Annotated in this window: 20 protein-coding genes; 8 read left to right on the top strand and 12 right to left on the bottom strand. The window is 63.9% G+C overall.

Translation table 11 applies throughout. The annotated features are described in order from the left end of the window. Positions 1–94 precede the first annotated feature (94 nt). Both tgt and queA read right to left on the bottom strand, forming a co-directional pair. Positions 95–1,285 (bottom strand): tRNA guanosine(34) transglycosylase Tgt, encoded by a 1,191-nt coding sequence (gene tgt / locus BX591_RS26075; protein ID WP_111934201.1) that lies wholly within the window; start codon positions 1,283–1,285, stop codon positions 95–97. 123 nt (positions 1,286–1,408) lie between these two features. Beyond that, on the bottom strand, positions 1,409–2,479 hold the full coding sequence (gene queA, locus BX591_RS26070; RefSeq protein ID WP_111934200.1) for a tRNA preQ1(34) S-adenosylmethionine ribosyltransferase-isomerase QueA: 1,071 nt from the start codon (positions 2,477–2,479) through the stop codon (positions 1,409–1,411). Between the two features lie 149 nt (positions 2,480–2,628). Between queA and recG the strand changes: the two genes are divergently transcribed. Further along, the gene (gene recG / locus BX591_RS26065) at positions 2,629–4,983 is read left to right on the top strand and encodes an ATP-dependent DNA helicase RecG (protein ID WP_111934199.1); all 2,355 of its coding nucleotides are present in this window, start codon (positions 2,629–2,631) and stop codon (positions 4,981–4,983) included. Between the two features lie 88 nt (positions 4,984–5,071). On the opposite strand, the gene ggt is transcribed toward recG, so the two are convergent. Beyond that, a complete protein-coding gene (ggt, locus tag BX591_RS26060) occupies positions 5,072–6,823 on the bottom strand; it encodes a gamma-glutamyltransferase (protein WP_111934217.1) in 1,752 nt (583 codons plus the stop codon). Positions 6,824–6,993: 170 nt separating this feature from the next. Here ggt and BX591_RS26055 point away from each other — a divergent pair, with 170 nt between their 5' ends. From BX591_RS26055 to ubiA, 6 genes are all read left to right on the top strand, one after another. Beyond that, positions 6,994–7,953 (top strand): LysR substrate-binding domain-containing protein, encoded by a 960-nt coding sequence (locus BX591_RS26055; RefSeq protein ID WP_105507290.1) that lies wholly within the window; start codon positions 6,994–6,996, stop codon positions 7,951–7,953. A 141-nt stretch (positions 7,954–8,094) separates the two neighbouring features. Continuing rightward, the gene (locus BX591_RS36595; RefSeq protein ID WP_167444616.1) at positions 8,095–8,235 is read left to right on the top strand and encodes a hypothetical protein; all 141 of its coding nucleotides are present in this window, start codon (positions 8,095–8,097) and stop codon (positions 8,233–8,235) included. Between the two features lie 78 nt (positions 8,236–8,313). Next, entirely contained in the window at positions 8,314–9,768 is a 1,455-nt protein-coding gene (locus BX591_RS26050) for a catalase (RefSeq protein ID WP_111934198.1), read from the top strand. Positions 9,769–9,865: 97 nt separating this feature from the next. After that, positions 9,866–10,039, top strand: a complete 174-nt coding sequence (locus BX591_RS36590; protein ID WP_167444615.1) for a hypothetical protein — start codon at positions 9,866–9,868, stop codon at positions 10,037–10,039. A gap of 162 nt (positions 10,040–10,201) precedes the next feature. Further along, the gene (locus BX591_RS26045; protein WP_035553319.1) at positions 10,202–10,690 is read left to right on the top strand and encodes a Dps family protein; all 489 of its coding nucleotides are present in this window, start codon (positions 10,202–10,204) and stop codon (positions 10,688–10,690) included. A 204-nt stretch (positions 10,691–10,894) separates the two neighbouring features. After that, the gene (gene ubiA, locus BX591_RS26040; RefSeq protein WP_111934197.1) at positions 10,895–11,758 is read left to right on the top strand and encodes a 4-hydroxybenzoate octaprenyltransferase; all 864 of its coding nucleotides are present in this window, start codon (positions 10,895–10,897) and stop codon (positions 11,756–11,758) included. Positions 11,759–11,927: 169 nt separating this feature from the next. Here the strand turns inward: ubiA and proC are convergent, their stop codons facing one another. The 6 genes from proC to BX591_RS26010 all read right to left on the bottom strand — a co-directional run bounded on the left by proC (position 11,928) and on the right by BX591_RS26010 (position 19,113). Continuing rightward, positions 11,928–12,743, bottom strand: a complete 816-nt coding sequence (gene proC, locus BX591_RS26035) for a pyrroline-5-carboxylate reductase (protein ID WP_111934196.1) — start codon at positions 12,741–12,743, stop codon at positions 11,928–11,930. 58 nt (positions 12,744–12,801) lie between these two features. Continuing rightward, positions 12,802–13,500, bottom strand: a complete 699-nt coding sequence (locus tag BX591_RS26030; protein WP_111934195.1) for a YggS family pyridoxal phosphate-dependent enzyme — start codon at positions 13,498–13,500, stop codon at positions 12,802–12,804. A gap of 37 nt (positions 13,501–13,537) precedes the next feature. After that, positions 13,538–14,764 carry a glycolate oxidase subunit GlcF gene (gene glcF, locus BX591_RS26025; protein WP_111934194.1) on the bottom strand — a complete coding sequence of 409 codons (1,227 nt, stop codon included), beginning with the start codon at positions 14,762–14,764 and terminating at the stop codon, positions 13,538–13,540. An 8-nt stretch (positions 14,765–14,772) separates the two neighbouring features. Then, the gene (gene glcE / locus BX591_RS26020) at positions 14,773–15,861 is read right to left on the bottom strand and encodes a glycolate oxidase subunit GlcE (RefSeq protein WP_111934193.1); all 1,089 of its coding nucleotides are present in this window, start codon (positions 15,859–15,861) and stop codon (positions 14,773–14,775) included. A 198-nt stretch (positions 15,862–16,059) separates the two neighbouring features. After that, positions 16,060–17,553 (bottom strand): FAD-linked oxidase C-terminal domain-containing protein, encoded by a 1,494-nt coding sequence (locus BX591_RS26015; protein WP_111934192.1) that lies wholly within the window; start codon positions 17,551–17,553, stop codon positions 16,060–16,062. A gap of 144 nt (positions 17,554–17,697) precedes the next feature. Next, a complete protein-coding gene (locus BX591_RS26010) occupies positions 17,698–19,113 on the bottom strand; it encodes an FAD-linked oxidase C-terminal domain-containing protein (protein ID WP_111934191.1) in 1,416 nt (471 codons plus the stop codon). Between the two features lie 218 nt (positions 19,114–19,331). On the opposite strand from BX591_RS26010, the gene BX591_RS26005 reads away from it, so the two are divergent. Beyond that, a complete protein-coding gene (locus BX591_RS26005) occupies positions 19,332–19,886 on the top strand; it encodes a cob(I)yrinic acid a,c-diamide adenosyltransferase (RefSeq protein ID WP_111934190.1) in 555 nt (184 codons plus the stop codon). Positions 19,887–19,980: 94 nt separating this feature from the next. On the opposite strand, the gene BX591_RS26000 is transcribed toward BX591_RS26005, so the two are convergent. The 3 genes from BX591_RS26000 to aroG all read right to left on the bottom strand — a co-directional run bounded on the left by BX591_RS26000 (position 19,981) and on the right by aroG (position 21,915). Further along, positions 19,981–20,313, bottom strand: a complete 333-nt coding sequence (locus tag BX591_RS26000) for a helix-turn-helix domain-containing protein (RefSeq protein ID WP_111934189.1) — start codon at positions 20,311–20,313, stop codon at positions 19,981–19,983. 3 nt (positions 20,314–20,316) lie between these two features. Next, positions 20,317–20,655 carry a type II toxin-antitoxin system RelE/ParE family toxin gene (locus tag BX591_RS25995; RefSeq protein ID WP_111934188.1) on the bottom strand — a complete coding sequence of 113 codons (339 nt, stop codon included), beginning with the start codon at positions 20,653–20,655 and terminating at the stop codon, positions 20,317–20,319. A gap of 186 nt (positions 20,656–20,841) precedes the next feature. Continuing rightward, a complete protein-coding gene (gene aroG / locus BX591_RS25990) occupies positions 20,842–21,915 on the bottom strand; it encodes a 3-deoxy-7-phosphoheptulonate synthase AroG (RefSeq protein WP_111934187.1) in 1,074 nt (357 codons plus the stop codon). Between the last annotated feature and the right edge of the window lie 170 nt (positions 21,916–22,085).

Genomic DNA, 22,085 nt, shown 5'->3' with positions numbered 1-22,085 from the left:
TTAAAGCCTTTTTCGAGCGTCGACGAAAGTTGATTGTAAGGTTTTCCGTGCCGTGCCGACGGATTCTTCGGGAGAATCCGCAGCCGGCTCAACCTCAGGGCGCCTGCTCGACGCCGCGCGCACGGTTCTCGTGGAAGCGTTTGCGGAACGGCTCGAACATTTTCGCGTCGATCGAGTCGCGGATTTCCTGCATCAGTTCGAGGTAGTAATGCAGGTTGTGGATCGTGTTCAACTGCGCACCGAGGATTTCCCCGACACGATGCAGATGGTGCAGGTAGCCGCGCGTGAAATTGCGGCAGGTGTAGCAGCCGCATTGTTCGTCGAGCGGGCGCAGCGAATTCTTGTGCGCCGCGTTGCGGATCTTGACGTCGCCGAAACGTGTGAATAGCCAGCCGTTGCGCGCGTTGCGGGTCGGCATCACGCAGTCGAACATGTCGACGCCGGCGGCGACGCCCGCCACCAGGTCTTCCGGCGTGCCGACGCCCATCAGGTAGTGCGGCTTGTCGGCCGGCAGCTTCGGGCCGATGTGGTTCAGCACGCGCATCATGTCTTCTTTCGGTTCGCCGACCGACAGACCGCCGATCGCGAGACCGTGGAAATCCTTCTCCGCGAGACCCGCCAGCGATTCGTCGCGCAAATCTTCGAACATGCCGCCCTGGACGATGCCGAACAACGCGTTCGGATTGCCGAGGCGCTTGAATTCGTCGATCGAGCGCTGGGCCCAGCGCATCGACATGCGCATCGAGTCGGCGGCTTCCTGGTGCGAAGTGGGCACGTTATGGGTGGCGTACGGCGTGCATTCGTCGAACTGCATGACGATGTCCGAGTTCAGCACCTTCTGGATCTGCATCGACACTTCCGGCGACAGGAAGAGCTTGTCGCCGTTGATCGGCGACGCAAACGTGACGCCATCTTCGGTGATCTTTCGCAGATCGCCGAGCGAAAACACCTGAAACCCGCCGGAGTCCGTCAGGATCGGTTTTTTCCAGCCCATGAAGCTGTGCAGGCCGCCGTGCGCTTCGATCGTTTCGAGCCCCGGGCGCAGCCACAGGTGAAACGTGTTGCCGAGGATGATCTGCGCGTGCATTTCCTCCAACTCGCGCGGCTGGACCGCCTTCACCGTGCCGTAAGTGCCGACCGGCATGAAAATCGGCGTTTCGACCACGCCGTGATTCAGCGTGACGCGGCCGCGGCGGGCCTGGCCGTCGGTGCCGAGCAGTTCGAATTTGAGGCCGTTTTCCGGGCGCTCGAAGGTCGCGCCGTGCGACTGATGACCGTCGGTCATGAATAAACTCCTGTTGCTACCGGAAAACAGTCCGGCGCAAATAGATGAATGCCACCGGAAGAATCGCTGCGGCGTAGGGAACTACAAAAACTCTTGAAGCGACTTGAAGACAGCCAGGCAGCGCTAGCTCGTCTCGGCCGTCGGGTCGCGCCGCGTCAGCAGCATCGCGTCGCCGTAACTGAAAAAGCGGTAACGCTGCTCGATCGCGTGACGATACGCCGCGCGAATCGTCTCCACGCCCGAAAACGCCGACACCAGCATCAGCAACGTCGACTTCGGCAAATGAAAATTGGTCACCAGCCGGTCGACCACGCGGAACGGGTAACCCGGTGTGATGAAGATGTCGGTTTCCGTGCTGGCCGCGCCGAGCGGCCGGCCGGCGACGGCGGCGTCGCGGGCGGCGGCTTCGAGCGCGCGCATCGAGGTGGTGCCCACGGCGATCACGCGGTTGCCGCGCGCCCGCGTCGCCGCGATCTTGTCGGCGAGCGACTGCGGCAGGTGGTACCACTCGCTATGCATCTTGTGCTCGGCCAGGTTCTCCACGCGCACCGGCTGGAACGTGCCGGCGCCGACGTGCAGCGTCAGCGTCGCGCGTTCCACGCCGTGAGCGTCGAGGCGCGCGAGCAGCGCGTTGTCGAAATGCAGGCCGGCGGTGGGCGCCGCGACCGCGCCCGGGTTCTGCGCGAACACGGTTTGATAGCGGGTCTCGTCGGTCGAATCGGGGTCGTGCTCGATGTACGGCGGCAGCGGCAAGCGGCCGAACTGCTCGATCAGCGTCAGGCAGTCGTCCGGGAAATGCAGCGTGTAGAACGGCTCGACGCGCTCGCCGAGGGTGACGTCGAATGCGTCGGCAAGACGGATCGTGGTGCCCGGCTGCGGGCTCTTGCTCGCGCGAATCTGCGCGAGCGCCGTGCGCTCGCCGGTGAGGCGTTCCACCAGCACTTCGACCTTGCCGCCACTGGCCTTCTGGCCGAGAAAACGCGCCTTCAGCACTTTGGTGTCGTTGAAGACCAGCAGGTCGCCCGGCGCGATGCACTCGGGCAATTCGGCGAAGCGGCGATCGACCAGACGTGCGTGGTCGGCGTCGGCCGTGTTGTCCACTTCGAGCAGACGGCTGGCGCTGCGCTCGGGCAGCGCGACTTGCGCGATCAGCTCGGGCGGCAGATCGAAATCGAAATCGGAAAGCGTAAACATGCGAACGACTGGAAGCGAATTGAGACTGAATTGAGCCGAAGCCGGAGCCGGGCGGCTATGATTGCGGGACGCCAGAGCGGCCCGCGAGCCCGCGCGCTGTATGGCGGCGTTACCCTTTGACAGCCGATATTGTACTTGCGAAGCAGCCCATGCCTTTGTCCGACCGCCGATTGCCCCAAAACACCGACGAAGCGAGCGCCGAACCCAGGCGCCGCGTGTCGCGCGGCAAGGCGGTAGCGCAGACGGGCGAGGATAGCGCGGGCGTCACGCTGAACAGCGACAGAGCCGCGCACGAAGGCGACACGCCCGGCGCCCAGGCCGCTGATAAACCGGACTCCATCTTCGGCGACCGGCCGGCCGGCAAATCCGCCTTGAAGTCCGCAACTAAACCCGCAGGCAAGTCCACCGCCAAACCTGCCGGCAAGTCCACGCCCAAGCCGGCCGAAAAAACTGCCGACAAGCTCGCCAAACTCGGCCTCACACGCGACATCGACCTCGTGCTGCATCTGCCGATGCGCTACGAGGACGAGACCCAGTTGACCCCAATCGGCCACTTGCTGCCGGGCGGCATCTCGCAAACCGAAGGCGTGGTGTTCGACAACGAGATCGCCTATCGCCCGCGTCGGCAGTTGCTGGTGAAACTGCACGACGATCACGGCGACCAACTCGTGCTGCGCTTCCTGAATTTCTACGGCTCGCAGGTCAAGCAGATGGCGATCGGCGCGCGCTTGCGGGTGCGCGGCGACGTTCGCGGCGGTTTCTTCGGCATGGAGATGGTGCATCCGGCGGTGCGCGTGGTCGACGAAGACACGCCGCTGCCGCAGGCGCTCACGCCCGTCTACCCGAGCACCGCGGGCGTGACGCAAGCCTATCTGCGCAAATCGATCGACAACGCGTTGTCGCGCACCGCGTTGCCCGAATTGCTGCCCGAGCCGATCGCGCAGACCTACATGCGGCCGCTCGGCGTGCCGACGCTGATGGACGCGGTGCGCACGCTGCATCATCCGGGCGTGCAGTCGGACGAGACCGCGCTGATCGACGGCACGCATCCGGCGTGGGTCCGCATCAAGTTCGAGGAACTGCTCGCGCAGCAGATGTCGCTCAAACGGGCACACGACGAGCGCCGCACGCGTGCCGCGCCCGCCATGCCGCGTCGCAAGCTCGGCGACGAGTCCGCGCTGGTCGCGCGTTTGCTGAAGGCGCTGCCGTTTTCGCTGACGGCCGCGCAGGAACGCGTGGGCGGCGAGATCGCGCTCGATCTGACGCAGCCGCATCCGATGCAGCGGCTATTGCAGGGCGACGTCGGCAGCGGCAAGACGATCGTCGCCGCGTTGGCGGCCGCGCAGGCGATCGACGCCGGCTACCAGGCCGCGCTGATGGCGCCGACCGAAATCCTCGCCGAGCAGCACGCGCGCAAATTGCGCGGCTGGCTGGAGCCGCTCGGCGTGAGCGTCGCGTGGCTCGCGGGCAGTTTGAAGACCAAGGAAAAACGCGCCGCAATCGAAGCCGCCGCGCTCGGCACCGCGCAACTCGTGATCGGCACGCACGCGATCATTCAGGACGCGGTCGAGTTCGCGCGCCTCGGCCTCGTGATCGTCGACGAGCAGCACCGATTCGGCGTGGCGCAACGGCTGGCGTTGCGCGCCAAGGCGCAGAAAGCCGCCGACGGCGCGCGCGATTTCCAGCCGCATCAACTGATGATGTCCGCTACGCCGATTCCGCGCACGCTCGCCATGACCTATTACGCCGATCTCGACGTGTCGACCATCGACGAATTGCCGCCCGGGCGCACGCCGATTCTGACCAAGCTGGTGTCCGACGCGCGCCGCGAGGAGGTGATCGGCCGCGTGCGCGAAGCGGCGCTGACGGGGCGTCAGGTGTATTGGGTGTGTCCGCTGATCGAGGAAAGCGAGACGCTGCAATTGCAGACCGCCGTGGAAACCTACGAAACGCTGATCGCCGCGTTGCCCGAATTGAAGGTCGGCCTCGTGCATGGACGCCTGGCGCCGGCCGAGAAAGCCGCGGTGATGGACGAGTTCACGCGCAACGAAGTGCAGTTGCTGGTCGCGACGACGGTGATCGAAGTGGGCGTCGACGTGCCGAATGCGTCGCTGATGGTGATCGAACACGCGGAGCGGTTTGGTCTCGCTCAATTGCACCAGTTGCGCGGACGAGTCGGGCGCGGCAGTGCGGCGTCGGTTTGCGTGCTGCTTTATACCGGTCCCTTGTCGATGACGGCGCGCGCACGCCTGCAGACCATGCGTGAGACGACCGACGGCTTCGAAATCGCTCGCCGCGATCTCGAGATTCGCGGACCGGGAGAGTTTTTAGGTGCGCGGCAATCGGGCGCGGCGATGCTGCGATTCGCGGATCTCCAGAACGATCAGTGGCTCATCGAGCCCGCGCGCGAAGCGGCGGCGGCGTTGCTCGACAAGTACCCGGACGTCGTGATGCAACACCTGGCCCGCTGGCTCGGCGCGCGGGAGCAGTACCTGAAAGCGTGACGCCGGCAGGTCTGCGGAGCGCAGGAGCAAAAAGAAAAACCCCGGGAAAAGCATGCGCTTCTTCCGGGGTTTTTAGCGTTTCAACGCATCAATATCCGACCGCCGACCCCGCCGGGCGTCGCGGATCGTTCGACCCATAAAAGAAGCCCTGCCGAACCTGGCCCGACACCGACGAGTCGTTGCCCGAGCTCACCCGGCTCGCCGCTTCGGTTCCCGGCAACCCCGCCATGATCAACTCCGCCGCGCCCCATGGCGTCTGCTCGACCATTTTGTAGCCCATCTGCTGCAGGATTTTCAGCGTATCCGGCGACAAACCCTGCGTCTCGTAGTCCACCTCGTCCGGCAGCCACTGGTGATGAATCCGCGGCGCGTCGACCGCGTCTTGCGGCACCATGCCGTAGTCGATCACGTTGAGCGCCGTTTGCAGCGTGATCGTGATGATCCGCGAGCCGCCCGGCGAGCCCAGCACCATGAAGACCTTGCCGTCTTTCGTCACGACCGTGGGCGCCATCGACGACAACGGACGCTTGCCCGGTGCGATCGAGTTACGCGAACCCTGTACCAGCCCGAACAGATTCTGCACGCCGACCTTGACGGTGAAATCGTCCATCTCGTCGTTCAGGAAGAAGCCCGTGCCCGGCGCGATCACGACGGCGCCGAAGCGGCCGTTGACCGTATAAGTGGTCGATACCGCGTTGCCGGCCTTGTCGATGATCGAGTAGTGGGTGGTTTCCGGCTTCTCGTGTACGCCGTAACCCGGTTGCACGTCTTTCGATGGCGTCGCGGTGTCGGCGGTAATCAAGGTGCGGATACTCGCCGCGTAGTCCTTGCTCAGCAACTTGTCGACCGGGTTCTTGATGAACGCCGGATCGCCGAGCAGCGTATTGCGATCGAGGTACGCGTGACGCATGGCCTCGGTCATGTAGTGCACGGAGGCGGCCGAGTGGAAGCCGAGGCCGCGCATGTCATAGCCTTCGAGAATGTTCAGCGTCTCGCAGAGCGTGACGCCCCCCGAGCTCGGCGGCGGCGCGGAGATGAAATCGTAGCCGCGATAGTTGCACTTCAGCGGCTCGGTATCTTCGGCCTTGTAGGCGGCGAAATCCGCGGCGGTGATCAGGCCGCCGCTCTTGCTCGACGCGGCTTCGACGATCTGCGGAATGCGTCCGCGATAGAACGCGTCGGGGCCGCGACGGGCGATGTCTTCCAGCGTCCTGGCGAGATCGCGCTGCACCAGACGGTCGCCCGGCTGCAGCGGTGTGCCGTCGCGACGCAGGAAGATTCGCGCGGCGTCCGGATCGGTGCGAAAGCGTTGCACCGTGGTGTCGAGAATGTCGGTGTCCGCGCGGGTCAGAATGAAGCCTTCGCGCGCCAGCTTGATGGCCGGCGCCATGACCTGCTGACGCGTCAGCTTGCCGTATTTGCGTTGCGCGAGATCGAGACCCGCAACCGTGCCGGGCACGCCCACCGCGCGATAGCCGTACAGGCTCTCACCGGGCCGCACTTTGCCGTCGGCGTCCAGATACATGTTCGCGCTGGCCGCGGCCGGCGCGGTTTCGCGGAAGTTGATGAAGCGATCCTGACCGTCCGCGAGATGCAGCGTCATGAAGCCGCCACCGCCGATATTGCCGCAACACGGATTGGTCACGGCCTGCGCGTAGCCCACGGCGACGGCGGCGTCGACCGCGTTGCCGCCTTGTTTCAGCATCGCGATACCGATTTCGGAGGCGAGATTCTGCGACGAAACGACCATGCCGTTTTTGGCCTCGACGGCCGGTTCGGATGCGGCCATCGCATGAAGGTGTACGGCGGAAAGAATAGCGAGGGCAACGATTCGCCTCATCATCGGGTGTCTCCTGCGGGTCGAGTGAAAAAAGTAGGTACGGTGAATCACGCGAGTTTGCCTTCAATCAGGCGCGCCGCCCAGCCCGGCAATCCAAAGAGGTTGGCGAACCGACCCCATAGGGTGTATAACTAGAACCTATCGAACTCACCGCACTGATTGATCCCCCAATGACGCTCACCGAACTGAAATACATCGTCGCGGTGGCCCGCGAGCGGCACTTCGGCCGGGCCGCCGAGGCATGTTTCGTTAGCCAGCCGACCTTGTCGGTGGCCATCAAGAAGCTGGAGGACGAACTGAACGTCCAGATCTTCGAGCGCGGCACCAGCGAGGTCAGCGTCACGCCGATCGGCGAACAGATCGTCACGCAAGCTCAGCGCGTTCTGGAGCAAACCCTCGCCATCAAGGAAATCGCCAAGCAGGGCAAAGACCCGCTGGTCGGGCCGCTGCGCCTTGGCGTGATCTATACGATCGGGCCGTATCTGTTGCCCACGCTGGTCAAGCAGATGATCAAGCGCGTCCCGCAGATGCCGCTGATGCTGCAGGAAAATTACACGCTCAAGCTGATCGAACTGCTCAAGCAGGGGGAGATCGACGTCGCGATCATGGCGCTGCCGTTCCCGGAAACCGGCCTGATGCTGCGCCCGCTGTACGACGAGCCGTTCGTCGTCGCGCTGCCGTCCGGCCATGCGTGGGAAAACCGCGCGAAAATCGACGCCGACGATCTGAAACAGGAAACCATGCTGCTGCTTGGCAGCGGTCACTGCTTCCGCGACCACGTGCTGGGCGTCTGCCCGGAGTTGATGCGGTTCTCGCAGAATGCGGACGGCATCCAGAAGACGTTCGAAGGCTCCTCGCTGGAGACCATTCGGCATATGGTGGCGAGCGGCGTTGGCATTACCGTGCTGCCGCGCATGTCGGTGCACGAGGTCAAGCCACATGCCGGCGGGATCGACGCGGGCCTGCTCAGCTACGTCGCGTTCGACGAACCCGTGCCGGATCGCCGCGTCGTGCTCGCCTGGCGCAAGAGCTTCACGCGCATGCCGGCTATCGACGCCATTTGCGACGCGATCAACGCCTGCGACCTGCCGGGCGTCAAGAAACTGGAATTGCCCGTCGCCGTGAACTGAATGGACGGCGCGAGACGTCAAGGGGCGGCGCTCGCCGCCCTCGCTATCGAATAGATAAAATTAATCAAACACGTCAATTCGATAGCATTGTTATAGTTTCCTCCATGGATCGCCCGATCCCATAAGACCCCGGAGGAAAGCATGTCGTCATCGAACCCGCAGCAAGACCCGACTCTCAATGCTCAATCGGCTGACGCCGCTATCAGCACTTTTGCCGCGTCGGTGCAGAGCATTCGAACCGTTGCGCTGTCCCTGCTGGTCGATCGCGCGCTGTCCGCCTGACGTCTCGGTTTTCCGGCATTCGTGTGCCGCGCCTCTCCCCCACATTCAGTTTCGATAAAAGCTCATCAGGAGTCACGCATGTCCGAAAGTAAGCTCACCAACGCCGCCGGCGCCCCCATTGCCGACAACCAGAATTCGATGACCGCCGGCGCGCGCGGTCCGGTCATGTTGCAAGACGTCTGGCTGCTCGAAAAGCTCGCTCACTTCGATCGCGAAGTGATCCCCGAGCGCCGCGTTCATGCCAAAGGCTCGGGCGCATTCGGCACGCTGAAAGTCACGCACGACATTTCCCGCTTCACGAAGGCCAAGGTGTTCGCCGAAGTCGGCAAGGACACGCCGCTTTTCATGCGCTTTTCGACGGTGGCCGGCGAACGCGGCGCGGCCGATGCGGAACGCGACGTTCGCGGTTTCTCGATCAAGTTCTACACCGAAGAGGGCAACTGGGACGTGGTCGGCAACAACACGCCGGTGTTCTTTATCCGCGATCCGCTGAAGTTTCCGGACTTCATCCACACGCAGAAGCGCGATCCGTACACGAACATGCGCAGCAATGTCGCGGCCTGGGATTTCTGGTCGCGTCATCCGGAGTCGTTACATCAGGTGACGATTCTGATGAGCGACCGTGGTATTCCGCAAAACTTCCGGACCATGCACGGTTTCGGTTCGCACACGTACTCGTTCATCAACGCGAACAACGAGCGGTTCTGGGTGAAGTTCCACTTCAAGTCGCAGCAAGGCGTTGAAAATTTCACCGATGCCGAAGCGGCGCAGGTGGTCGCGCAAGACCGTGAAAGCGCACAACGCGATCTGATCGGCAACATCGACGCGGGCAACTTCCCGACGTGGCGTTTCGCGATCCAGGTGATGCCGGAAGCGGAAGCCGCCACCTACCGCTTCAATCCGTTCGACGTCACGAAGGTGTGGTCGCAGAAGGACTATCCGCTGATCGACGTGGGCACGATCGAGTTGAACCGCAACGCGGCCAATTATTTCGCGGACGTGGAACAGGCGGCGTTCACGCCGGCCAACGTGGTGCCGGGCATCGGTTTCTCGCCGGATCGTCTGTTGCAGGGCCGCTTGTTCTCGTACGGCGACACCCAGCGTTATCGCCTTGGGATCAATCACCATCAGATTCCGGTGAACGCGTCGCGCGTGCCGAGCCCGCATTCGTTCCATCGCGACGGCGCGATGCGCACGGACGGCAACCTCGGCGGTAACGTGAATTACGAGCCGAATCGTTTCGGCGACTTCGCGCAAGACGTGAACGCGGCGGAACCGCCGCTCGCGGCCGGCGCGGTGGATCGCTACGATCATCGTCAGGACGGCGACTACTACACGCAGCCGGGCATGCTGTTCGCGCTCTTCGACGCGGCGCAGCGTCAGCGTCTGTTCGGCAACATCGCGCGTCATATCGACGGTGTGCCGCAGGAGATCGTCGCGCGTCAGATCGAGCATTTCCGCCGGGCCGACCCGGCTTACGCGGAAGGCGTGATCGCCGCGCTGGCGGAGCTCGCGGAAAGCCGCAAGAAGTAAGCGGGCAAGCTTGATTGAAGTGATGCAGCAACGGCGGGGCGCATGGGCGTCCCGCCGGAAACGATACGAATCGACTACGAATCGACGGAGCACGATCATGATCCAGATGATGATGGCCACCATCGGTGGCTCGCCCGCCGCGCGCGGCGGACAGCGGCAACAGGCCGTGCAACAGGCAGCCATGCTGCGGCGCGCGCTGGGTTTCGCGATCGTCTCGAGCGGACTCGCGGTGCTCGTCTCGCAAGCGCTGCAACACGCGCTCGGCGGTTGATCGCGGCGTGGCCGTGGGTGCGGCAGGCGACCACGCGTCACACGAACGCGGCAGTTTTCTACGCTAAACTGTCGGGCGTTCGAAGTGCCGGGTTTGCCGGGTTCGCCATTGGCAGATCGTCACTATGCCGACCGGTTCGTATCACTCTTCAAAGGAGTCATCATGGCCAAGAAAGAAGCCGTACAGCACGTCAATATCGGTATCACCGACAAGGATCGCAAGAAGATCGCCGAAGGTTTGTCGCGTCTGCTCGCCGACACCTACACGCTCTATCTGAAGACTCACAACTTCCACTGGAACGTGACGGGTCCGATGTTCAACACGCTGCACCTGATGTTCGAAACGCAGTACAACGAGCTCGCGCTGGCGGTCGATTCGATCGCTGAACGGATTCGCGCGCTGGGCGTGCATGCGCCGGGCAGCTATAAGGAATTCGCCAAGCTGTCGTCGATTCCGGAAGCGGACGGCGTGCCGGCTGCTGAAGAAATGATCCGCCAGCTGGTGGAAGGCCAGGAAGCCGTGGTGCGCACCGCGCGCGCGATTTTCCCGTCGACGGAAGCCGCGAACGACGAGCCGACCGCCGACCTGCTGACGCAACGCATGCAAACGCACGAAAAGACCGCGTGGATGCTGCGTTCGATGCTGGCTTGATTACGTACGGCCAACGCTTCACATTGAGTTCGTGCGTTGTCGTCGAGCTTGAATAAAAACAAAGCCTCCGTTTGGGAGGCTTTGTTTTTTGCGGCAACGGTTTTCGCTGCAGTTTCATAAAGCAGTCCGGCCCGACTGGCAGCGGCTCGCATTGCGCATCCCGTAAAATAGCGGCACCGTTCTCGCCCTTCACCGAATCGACCCATGTTCGCCCGACTTCCCCTGTTTCTGCGCCTCGTCCGGATGGACAAGCCGATCGGCACGGTGCTGCTGCTGTGGCCGACGCTCAACGCGTTGTGGATCGCTTCGGACGGCCATCCGACGTGGCCGCTGCTGGTGATCTTCTGCGTCGGCACCGTGCTGATGCGCTCGGCCGGTTGCGCGATCAACGACTATGCGGACCGCGATTTCGATCGTCATGTGAAGCGCACTGAAAACCGTCCGGTCACGTCGGGCAAGATCAAGGCGTGGGAAGCGGTGGCCGTGGCGGCCGGGTTGTCGTTGATCGCGTTCCTGCTGATTCTGCCGCTCAACGCGCTGACTAAAGAGCTTTCCGTGGCGGCGTTGTTCGTCGCGGGTTCGTATCCGTTCACCAAGCGGTTTCTGGCGATTCCCCAGGCGTATCTCGGCATCGCGTTCGGCTTCGGTATCCCGATGGCGTTCGCCGCCGTGCAGGGCCACGTGCCGTTGCTCGCGTGGGTGATGCTGCTCGCCAACGTGTTCTGGTCGGTCGCGTACGACACCGAGTATGCGATGGTGGATCGTGACGACGACATCAAGATCGGCATTCGTACTTCGGCGCTGACCTTCGGCCGCTTCGACGTGGCCGCGATCATGCTGTGCTACGCGGTGACGTTGGGGATCTACGTCGGCGTCGGCGTGAAGCTGGGGTTCGGCTGGTTGTACTGGCTGGGATGGGCGGCGGCCTTGGGCTGCGCGATCTATCACTACAGGCTGATCCGCCATCGCGAGCGGATGGCGTGCTTCGCGGCCTTCAGGCACAACAACTGGCTCGGCGGCGTGCTGTTCGTGGGCATTGCCGCGCACTACGCGGCGGCCTCGTTCTAGGTGTTCGGCGCCGGCGTCGCACCGGCGGCTCCGGTTTGGCGGCGCACAGGCCGCAGCGGCTCGAATCGGCGGGTCGCGCTTTACGCTTCGTTCCGGCGTGGTTGACAACGCCCCAGCGTGAACCGGGGCGTTGACCCGCTACAACATCCTTTCCGACACCTCGCTGCGCTTACAGCTTGCCGAACTCGCCGCCCATTTCCTTGGCGCGCGCGTCGGCGGCGAGTACGCCGCGTACGATCGCGTCCTTGATTCCGCTGGCGTCGAACGATGCCAGCGCCGCCGCCGTCGTACCGCCTTTCGACGTCACCCGTTCGCGCAACAGGCTCGGCGCTTCGTCGGAATTCGCCGCCAGTTGCGCCGCGCCGGTGAAAGTGGCGACAGCGAGCGCGCGGCCTTGCGCTTCATCCATGCCGAGCTGGCGCGCGGCTTCCTGCAGCGCCTCAATGAAATAGAACACATAGGCCGGCCCGCTGCCCGAGATCGCGGTGACCGCGTCGATCTTCGCTTCGTCGTCGAACCAGACCGTTTCGCCGACCGCGCCCAGCACCTGCGACGCGAGCGCACGACCCGCTTGGTCGACGCTTGCGGTGGCGACCAACCCGGTCACGCCCATGCCGATCAACGCAGGCGTATTCGGCATCACCCGCACGACCCGCGCATGACCGTTAAGCCAGCGCGACATGTCTTCCATGCGAATCCCGGCGACGATGCTGACCACCAGTTGCGACGCGTTCAGATGCGGCGCCAGCCCTTCGGCGACGCTCTTCAGTATCTGCGGCTTCACGGCCAGCACGACGGCGTCGTACGCGGCGAGCGCAGTATCGGCAGCCGCGCCGGTCTTGATGCCGAACTGCTGCTCATTGCGCTCGCGGGTCGCTTCGTTGGGATCGATCGCGTAGAGGTCGGCCGGCGCGACGCCACGCTTGATAAGACCGCCGATCAACGCGGCGGCCATATTGCCACCGCCGATAAAAGCAATTTTCATGATGTTTAAAGAGTAGTGCCGTGCAGCGCCCAATGAATCGTCAAAGGGCTTGCACGAGTCAGTTGGAGTAATCCCGTGCGCCGAAAATCGCGGTGCCGACGCGCACGATCGTGGCGCCTTCGAGCACCGCGGCTTCGAGGTCGCTCGACATGCCCATCGACAACGTATCGAGTTCGAGTCCGTCGTCGCGCAAACGCTCGAACAACTCGCGCAACCGGCGATGCGGCACACGCTGATCGTCGATGCTGCCGGCTGGCTCCGGAATCGCCATCAGGCCGCGCAAATTCAGCTTCGGCAGCGCGGCGATCGCGGGCGCGACTTCCACGGCCTCGGCCACGCTCACGCCGCTTTTCGACGCCTCGCCGCTGATATTCACCTGCAGGCACACGTTCAGCGGCGGCAGATGATCGGGCCGCTGCTCCGACAGCCGCTGCGCGATTTTCAGCCGGTCGACCGAATGCACCCAGTCGAATTGCTCGGCGACCGGCCGCGTCTTGTTCGACTGCAACGGGCCGATGAAATGCCATTCGAGCGACGCGCGCAGATCGGCGAGCGTGTCGATCTTGGTCAGCGATTCCTGCACGTAGTTTTCACCGAAGGCGCGCTGGCCGGCGGCGTGCGCGGCGCGTACGTCTTCGGCAGGGAAGGTCTTGGACACCGCGAGCAGGGTGATCGAACGCGGGTCGCGTTCGGCCACCTGCGCGGCCGCGGCGATGCGCTGCTGCACCGCTTCGAGGTTGTGAATCAGATCGGGCATGGCGCGTAAGCTGAAACCGGTTAAGGCGATGTCCCGATTATACGGACAGCATGTGTTCGACCAGTTCGATCCAGTGCGCGACCGGCGTCTGCGTGCCGCTTTGCAGATGCGCAATGCAGCCGACGTTCGCCGACACGATGACCTGCGGCTCCTGCGCCTGCAATCGTTCGAGCTTCTGGTCGCGCAGCGCATACGAGAGCTTGGGTTGCGTCAGCGAGTAAGTGCCGGCGGAACCGCAGCAGAGATGACTGTCGGCGGGCAGCCGAACGTCGACGCCGAGTGCGGCGAGCACGTGTTCGACCCGGCCGCGCACCTGCTGACCATGCTGCAACGTGCAAGGCGGATGAAACGCCACCGTATGCACCGCGCGGCGGCGGGTGACGGCGACCAGTGCTTCCTCGAACTCCGGCAGGATTTCCGCGATGTCGCGCGTCAACGCCACGATCCGGGCGGCCTTCTCCGCGTACGCCGGATCGTCGCGCAGCAGGTGCGCGTATTCCTTGACCGTCGCGCCGCAGCCGGACGCGTTCATGACGATCGCTTCCACGCCCTGCTCGACATACGGCCACCATGCGTCGATGTTGGCGCGCAGATCGTCGAGCGCTTCGTCGTTGTAGCCCAGATGCAGGCGGATCGCGCCGCAACAGCCGGCGTCCGGCGCAATCAGCGTTTCCACGCCGAGCGCGTCGAGCACACGGGCGGTCGCGATGTTCACGTTCGGCATCATGGACGGTTGGACGCAGCCTGCCAGCATCAGCATCTTGCGCTCGTGCTTCGCCGTCGGCCATTCGAGCGGACGTTGCCGCGCGGGCACCTTGTCGCGCAGTTTCTTCGGCAGCAGCGCGCGGAAGTGCTGGCCGATCCGCATGGTCGGCGTGAACAGCGCGCTGTTCGGCACGAAGCTCGCGAGCAACCGGCGCACCAGCCGCTGACCGGCCGGTCGCGTAACTTTTTCCTCGGTGATCTTGCGGCCGATTTCCACCAGCCGGCCGTATTGCACGCCGGACGGGCAGGTCGTTTCGCAATTACGGCAGGTCAGGCAGCGGTCCAGGTGAACCTGGGTGCTGCGCGTGACCGGCGCGCCTTCCACCATCTGCTTGATCAGATAGATGCGCCCGCGCGGGCCGTCGAGTTCGTCGCCGAGAATCTGATAGGTGGGGCAGGTGGCCGTGCAGAAACCGCAGTGCACGCAATTGCGCAGGATCGCGTCGGCTTCGTCGCCGTCGGGTGTATTGCGAATGAAGTCCGCGAGGTTGGTTTGCATCGCGTCGCTCAGAAGTCGGGGTAGAGACGGCCGCGATTGAAGATGCGGGCCGGGTCGAAAGCGGTTTTCAGGCCGCGATGGATTTTCATCAACGGCGTGGGGAGCGGCGTGAAGACCCCGGCGCCGCGGTCGTAACCGAGGCCGGTGCGGAAAATCGTGGCGTGGCCGCCGGCCTGCTTGGCGCTGATGCGCACGGTTTGCGCGTCGGTGTCGGTGATCCACCAGCGCTGGCCGCCGCCCCATTCCATCAATTGCGCGCCGGGCAATTGCAGCGGCTCGGTGATCGACGGTAACGCCAGGCGCCACAGCGCGGCTTTCGGCGGAATCGCCGCGAAGAACGAGTCGGTTTGTTCACGCAGACCGGCCCAGAAGCGTTCCGCTTCGACCGCGTCGACGACTTCGCCGCCGAGCGCGGTGCGCGCCGCCTTGACCGCGGATTCCGCGCCGGCCAGGCGCACGGCAAGCGTGCCGTGACGCCATGCGCTCGCGGTAATCGGCAACGGCCGGCCGCCCCATTCGTTGAGCTTGCGGACCGCGTCCGTGCCGTTCATGTCGAACTTGAGGGTGGTTTCGGCCTGCGGCAGCGGCAGGACCTTGATCGACAGTTCGAGGATCAGGCCGAGCGTGCCGAGCGAGCCCGCCATTAGACGCGAGACGTCGTAACCGGCCACGTTCTTCACGACCTGGCCGCCAAAGTGCAGTTTCTGCCCCTGGCCGTTCATGATCACGGCGCCCAGCACGAAGTCGCGCGCCGCACCGGCCGCAGGACGGCGCGGCCCGGCGATGCCGGCCGCGATGCAGCCGCCGAAGGTGGCCTGCGGCCCGAAATGCGGTGGCTCGAAGGCGAGCATCTGATGATGTTCGGCGAGCGCGGCTTCGATCTCCAGCAAGGGCGTGCCCGCGCGCGCGGTGATGACCAGCTCCGCCGGATCGTAAGCAATGATGCCGCGATAAGCGCGCGTATCGAGGATGTCACCTTCCAGCGCCTGGCCGTACCAGTCTTTGGTGCCGCCGCCACGGATGCGCAACGCGCGTCCCTCGGCGCTGGCGGAACGCACGCGTTCCGACCATACGGCGACGATGTCGTCCTCTTCCATGGTGTCCTGCTTCGTTGTGTTTCGATCGATTGTACCGGGCGGGGGCTCGCTGGCAACCAGGAGCGGACCCGCATCGGGTAATCAGGGTAGTGGGTTGAAAGCGCCGCGGTGGCAGGCCAGGCGCGGCGCTGGTCTGGGGCTAGGCCTTGGGTTGTGTCCTCGGTTACGCCCCCTGTGACGCTCTCTGTGACGCAGGCGCTAGAAACGCGGCAGGTCCGGGTGGGGCAGCAAACCGCCCCGCACGTGCATCTTGCCGTACTCCGCGCAGCGCGCCCGGGTGGGAATGCCCTTGTCGGGGTTGAGCAAACCGGGCGCGTCGAAAGCCCGCTTGACCGCGTGGAACGTGTCGCGCTCCTCGGGCGAGAACTGCACGCACATCGAGTTGATCTTCTCGATCCCGACGCCATGCTCGCCGGTCACGGTGCCACCGAGTTCCACGCAGGCTTCGAGGATGTCGCAACCAAACGCCTCGGCCCGGTGCCACTCGTCCTGATCGTTGCCGTTGAAGAGGATCAGCGGATGCATATTGCCGTCGCCAGCATGGAATACGTTGATACAGCGCAAGCCGTACTTCTTCTCCATGTCTTCGATGCGCGCCAGCAGCGGCCCGATACTGCGGCGCGGCACGGTGCCGTCCATGCAGTAGTAGTCGGGTGAAATGCGGCCGGCGGCGGGAAACGCGTTCTTGCGCCCGGACCAGAAGCGCAGCCGTTCGCTTTCCGAGCGCGAAATCTGGATGCGGGTGGCGCCCTGTTCACGCAGCACCGCGGTCATGCGGACGATTTCGTCGGCGACTTCTTCGACCGTGCCGTCCGATTCGCACAGCAGGATCGCCGCCGCGTCGAGGTCGTAGCCGGCCTTGACGAATTCCTCGACGGCGCGCGTGGCCGGCTTGTCCATCATCTCCAGGCCCGCCGGGATGATGCCCGCGGCAATGATGCCGGCAACCGCGTCGCCGCCTTTCACGACGTCGTCGAAACTGGCCATGATGACCTGCGCCAACTGCGGTTTCGGGATCAGCTTGACGGTGACTTCCGTGACGATCGCAAACATCCCCTCGCTGCCGATCAGCACCGCCAGCAGATCGAGACCGGGCGCGTCCGGCGCGAGCGAGCCGAATTCGACGATCTCGCCTTCCATGGTCACCGCGCGCACGCGCAGCACGTTGTGCACGGTAAGGCCATATTTAAGGCAGTGGACGCCGCCGGAATTCTCCGACACGTTGCCGCCGATCGTGCAGGCAATCTGCGACGACGGGTCCGGCGCGTAGTACAAGCCGTACGGCGCGGCGGCTTCGGAGATCGACAGATTGCGCACGCCGGGTTGCACGGTGGCGGTTCGCGCGTAGGAATCGACTTCGACGATTTTCCTGAAGCGGGCGAGCGAGACCACCACGCCGTGCCGGATCGGCATTGCGCCGCCCGACAAACCGGTGCCCGCGCCGCGCGGCACGATCGGCACGTCGAGACGGTGGCAGATCTGCACGATGCGCTGCACCTGCGACTCCGTTTCCGGCAACGCGACCGCGAGCGGCAGACGCCGGTACGCGGCGAGGCCGTCGCATTCGTAAGCGACGGTGTCCTCTTCCCGATACAGCAGACAGTGGGTCGGCAATACGGCCATTAGCGCCTGCACGACTTCGCGCTGGCGCTGGGCGAGTACTTCTGCCGTCAGTTCAGCGGGTGCGTTCATGTTGCTCGTCTCCTCGTGCGTCTCGCCTGGGGTGCTGTGCGGCGTGGGTGCCGCCGTGGTTGCTGCCGCTGCTGCCGTTGTTACTGCTGTTGCCATCTCGTCACGCGACGGCCGGGCCCGCCAACCCGTCAACCCGTCAACCCGTCAAGCCGCCCAGCTAAAAATCTTGCCGGGGTTCATCAGGTTGCGTGGGTCGAGGGCGTGCTTGATCGAGCGCATCGTGTCGACGGCGACGTCGCCGTGTTCCTCGAGCAGAAAGCCCATCTTGTGCAGTCCGACGCCGTGCTCGCCGGTACAGGTGCCGTCCATGCGCAGCGCGCGTTGGACGATCCGATGGTTGAGGCGCTCGGCTTCGGCGAGTTCTTCCGGCTTGTCGGGATCGATCAGGATCACCACGTGGAAATTGCCGTCCCCGACATGGCCGACGATCGGGCAGGGCAACGGCGACGCTTTCAGGTCCAGTTCCGTTTCCTGCACGCATTCCGCGAGGCGTGAGATCGGCACGCAGACGTCGGTGGTCACGGCGCGGCAACCGGGCTTCAGTTGCAGCATCGCGAAATAGGCATTGTGACGGGCGTTCCACAGACGGCTGCGGTCTTCCGGCCGGGTGGCCCATTCGAAGCCTTCACCCGAATTCTGCGCGGCGATTTCCTGCACCAGTTCCGCCTGCTCTTTCACGCCCGCCTGCGTGCCGTGAAATTCGAAGAACAATGTGGGCGCTTCCTGCAGCGTCAGATTCGAATGACGGTTGATCGAGCGGATGGCGAGTGCGTCGACGAACTCGACACGCGCGATCGGCACGCCCATCTGGATCGTTTCGATGACGGCGCGCACTGCGTCGCCCATGGACGGAAACGCGCAAACCGCGGCCGATACGGCTTCCGGTTGCGGATACAGGCGCACGGTGATTTCCGTGATCACGCCGAGCGTGCCCTCGGAGCCGACAAACAGGCGCGTGAGGTCGTACCCTGCGGACGATTTGCGTGCCCGCGTGCCGGTCTTGATGGTGCGGCCGTCGGCCAGCACCACGGTCAGACCGAGTACGTTTTCGCGCATCGTGCCGTAGCGCACGGCGTTGGTGCCCGACGCTCGCGTGGCCGACATGCCGCCGATGCTCGCGTCCGCGCCGGGGTCGATCGGGAAGAACAGGCCGGTGTCGCGCAGTGCCTCGTTCAACTGCTTGCGCGAGATGCCCGGTTCCACGGTGACCGTGAGGTCTTCGGCGTTGATCGACAGGACCCGGTTCATTTCCGACAGATCGATGGAGACGCCGCCATGCACCGCCAGCAAATGTCCTTCGAGCGACGAACCGTTGCCGTACGGAATGATCGGCACGTTATGCTGGCCGCACAGCGTGACGACGGTCTGCACGTCTTCGGTAGTGCGGGCGAAAACGACCGCGTCGGGCAGTTGGGGATCGAACGGCGACTCGTCGCGGCCATGATGGGCGCGTACGGCTTCAGCCACCGACACGCGCTCGCCGAAAGCGGCCCTGAGCGCGCTCAGCAATTCGGCGGGAAACGGCCGGCGCAGCGGGGCCGGCGGCACGGGATGGTTCACGCATGTCTCCTGATCTATGGGGCAAAGCGGTTCTGCAGCATACGCTTCATTTTACGCCGATCGCCCATGGGCCGGCGTTCGGGCCGGCTCGGGCTCCTATAATGGCGGCGACTTCACGATGCGCGCAATATGGATAAACGCGGTGGCCGATGAGCGGTTCTGGAACCGGCCGGCCGCCGCGCATGCACGCATTGCCACTGAATTGCATGGGAGACAGCATGGGTAACCGCTTGAGCAAGATCGCCACCCGCACCGGCGACGACGGCACCACAGGCTTGGGCGACGGCCGCCGCGTAAGCAAGGACAGCGCACGGATCGCCGCGATCGGCGATGTGGACGAACTCAACTCGACTCTCGGCGTGCTGCTTTGCGAAACGCTGCCCGACAAGGTGCGCGTGGCGCTGATCGCGATTCAGCACGATCTGTTCGACCTGGGCGGCGAACTCTGCATTCCCGGCCACACGATGATTACCGACCGGCACCTCGCCCAACTCGACGATTGGCTTGCCGACTACAACGCCAGCTTGCCGCCGCTCAAGGAATTCATTCTGCCCGGCGGCTCGCGCGCGGCGGCGCTCGCTCACGTGAGCCGCACCGTGTGCCGCCGTGCCGAACGGGCGATCGTTACGCTAGGCGAACAGGAGGAGATCAACGCCGCGCCGCGCCAGTATGTGAACCGTTTATCCGATCTGCTGTTCGTGCTCGCACGGGTGCTCAATCGTGCGGACGGTGGTACCGATGTGCTGTGGCAACACGAGCGCGGGGCCCAATAAACACCGGCTGTAAAAACTGGCGAGACGCAATGACAGTTAGCGGCAAGCCGTGCATGAACGCGCGCAAAAGCGTGCGACCCGCGCGCCGCGCGCGTTACCCAACCGCCAACCTGACCGGCTTACCGATCCGGCTCAACATTTCCACCAAGGTGTCGATGGTGAACTTGGTGGTCTTCTTGTTGACCACGTCGGACACACGCGGGCGCGACACCATCAAAACTTCGGCCGCTTCCGCCTGCTTCAAATGATGCTGTTCGATCCAGCTGGACAGTTCTGTCATGAGCTGCTCCTTGAGCAGCCGCGTGTCGTTGATCTGCTTTTGCGACGCGGCATGCAGGCGCTTCGCCTCCTCGACGGAAAAGCCGAGTTCGAGGAACAGATTGGCGCCCGGCTTGGAGACGTGACGAATTTGGGTGTCGATCGTCATTTGTTAAGTTTTCCTATCATTAATAATGGCACGATAACGCGTTTCGGCAATCTTTCTGTCATGCGGCGTGAGCCTTTGCGTTTTCTTCTGCAAACAGTGAAGCACGTATAGCGCATTCACAAACTTGCTCACGTACATGACGCGAAAAATACCGTTAGCCTCTTTGATGCGAATTTCACGCGTGCCCGGTCCGATCGAATCAAACGATTGCCAGTCGTCGGGGTCGAGACCTGCCTGAATTTTGCCAAGCTGAAACCCGGCTTGCCGGCGCGCTTCTTCGGGAAAGGCGAGTAAATCGCGATAGCTGGAGCCCATCCAGCGGAGTTCTTTTTCGCAAGCCATAACCACCTTTCATGTACAAAATATTATACGTAACCTCCCACCCCGTCAAGTCCTCTTCGACCCGGCGATGAATCGTTACGGTACAGAGGTGGCTTGCCGAGCACCATTCGTCCGTTCGGCCAAAAAAAACCCGGCTCGCTTGAGCCGGGTTTTTTCGATGACGCCTTACCGCGATCGCAGCGCGTTTCAGTTGCCGCTGCCGCGTGCCACACGCCGTTGCTTGACCGCGTCGGCGAGACCTTCCAGCACGGCGATGCTTTCGTCCCAACCGATGCAGGCGTCGGTAATGCTCTGGCCGTAAGTGAGCGCACAGCCTTCCTGCAGATCCTGGCGGCCCGCCACGAGATGCGACTCCACCATCACGCCGACGATCCGTTCGTCGCCCGAAGCAATCTGGCGGCCGATATCGGCGCATACCGGAATCTGGTTCTCGTGCTTCTTCGAGCTGTTCGCGTGGCTCGCGTCGATCATCAGACGCGCGGCCAGACCCGCTTTGCCGATGTCCGCGCAGGCGGCGTTCACGCTGTCCGCGTCGTAGTTCGGCGTCTTGCCGCCGCGCAGGATGATGTGGCAATCCTCATTGCCCGCGGTCGACACGATCGCCGAGTGGCCGCCCTTGGTCACCGACAGGAAATGATGCGGCTGCGAGGCGGCCTTGATCGCGTCGACGGCGATCTTGACGTTGCCGTCCGTGCCGTTCTTGAAGCCGACCGGGCACGACAGCCCCGAGGCCAACTCGCGGTGCACCTGCGATTCGGTCGTGCGCGCGCCGATCGCGCCCCACGAGATCAGATCCGCGATGTACTGCGGGCTGATCATGTCGAGGTATTCGGTGCCGGCCGGCAAGCCGAGTTCGTTGATTCGCAACAGCAGCTCGCGCGCGGTGCGCAGGCCGTCGTTGATCTTGAAGCTGTTGTCCATGTGCGGGTCGTTGATGAGACCCTTCCAGCCCACCGTGGTGCGCGGCTTTTCGAAGTACACGCGCATCACGATTTCGAGCTCGCCGGCGAAACGCTTGCGTTGCTCGACGAGGCGGCCGGCGTATTCCATCGCCGCCTTGGTGTCGTGAATCGAGCACGGCCCGATGATGACGATCAGGCGGTCTTCCATGCCATGCAGAATGCGATGCATCGCGTTACGCGAGTGGTAGATCACGTCGGACACCGTTTCGTCGCAGGCGAATTCGCGGATCAGGTGAGCGGGCGGCGTGAGTTCTTTCAATTCGCGGATACGGACATCGTCGGTGTTGTGCGGGGGCATGGTGTTTCTCCTGAATCGGTTCGTAGCGTGTTCGGTTTCAAAGGCGTGAGACGAAAAAAAACCGCCAGACTGGCTGGCGGTTTTTCGGGAATTCTTGGTGTCTTGCGTGCACTAACACCCCTCTCGATCCGCCAGCGGTCTGAGATGCCAAAAAAAGTAAAAGTAAAACT

The organism is Paraburkholderia bryophila, from assembly GCF_003269035.1.
In the GTDB taxonomy this organism is placed as follows: domain Bacteria; phylum Pseudomonadota; class Gammaproteobacteria; order Burkholderiales; family Burkholderiaceae; genus Paraburkholderia; species Paraburkholderia bryophila.
Note: the sequence above shows the minus strand (reverse complement) of the source record. Positions and strands in the feature narration are given on the sequence as shown.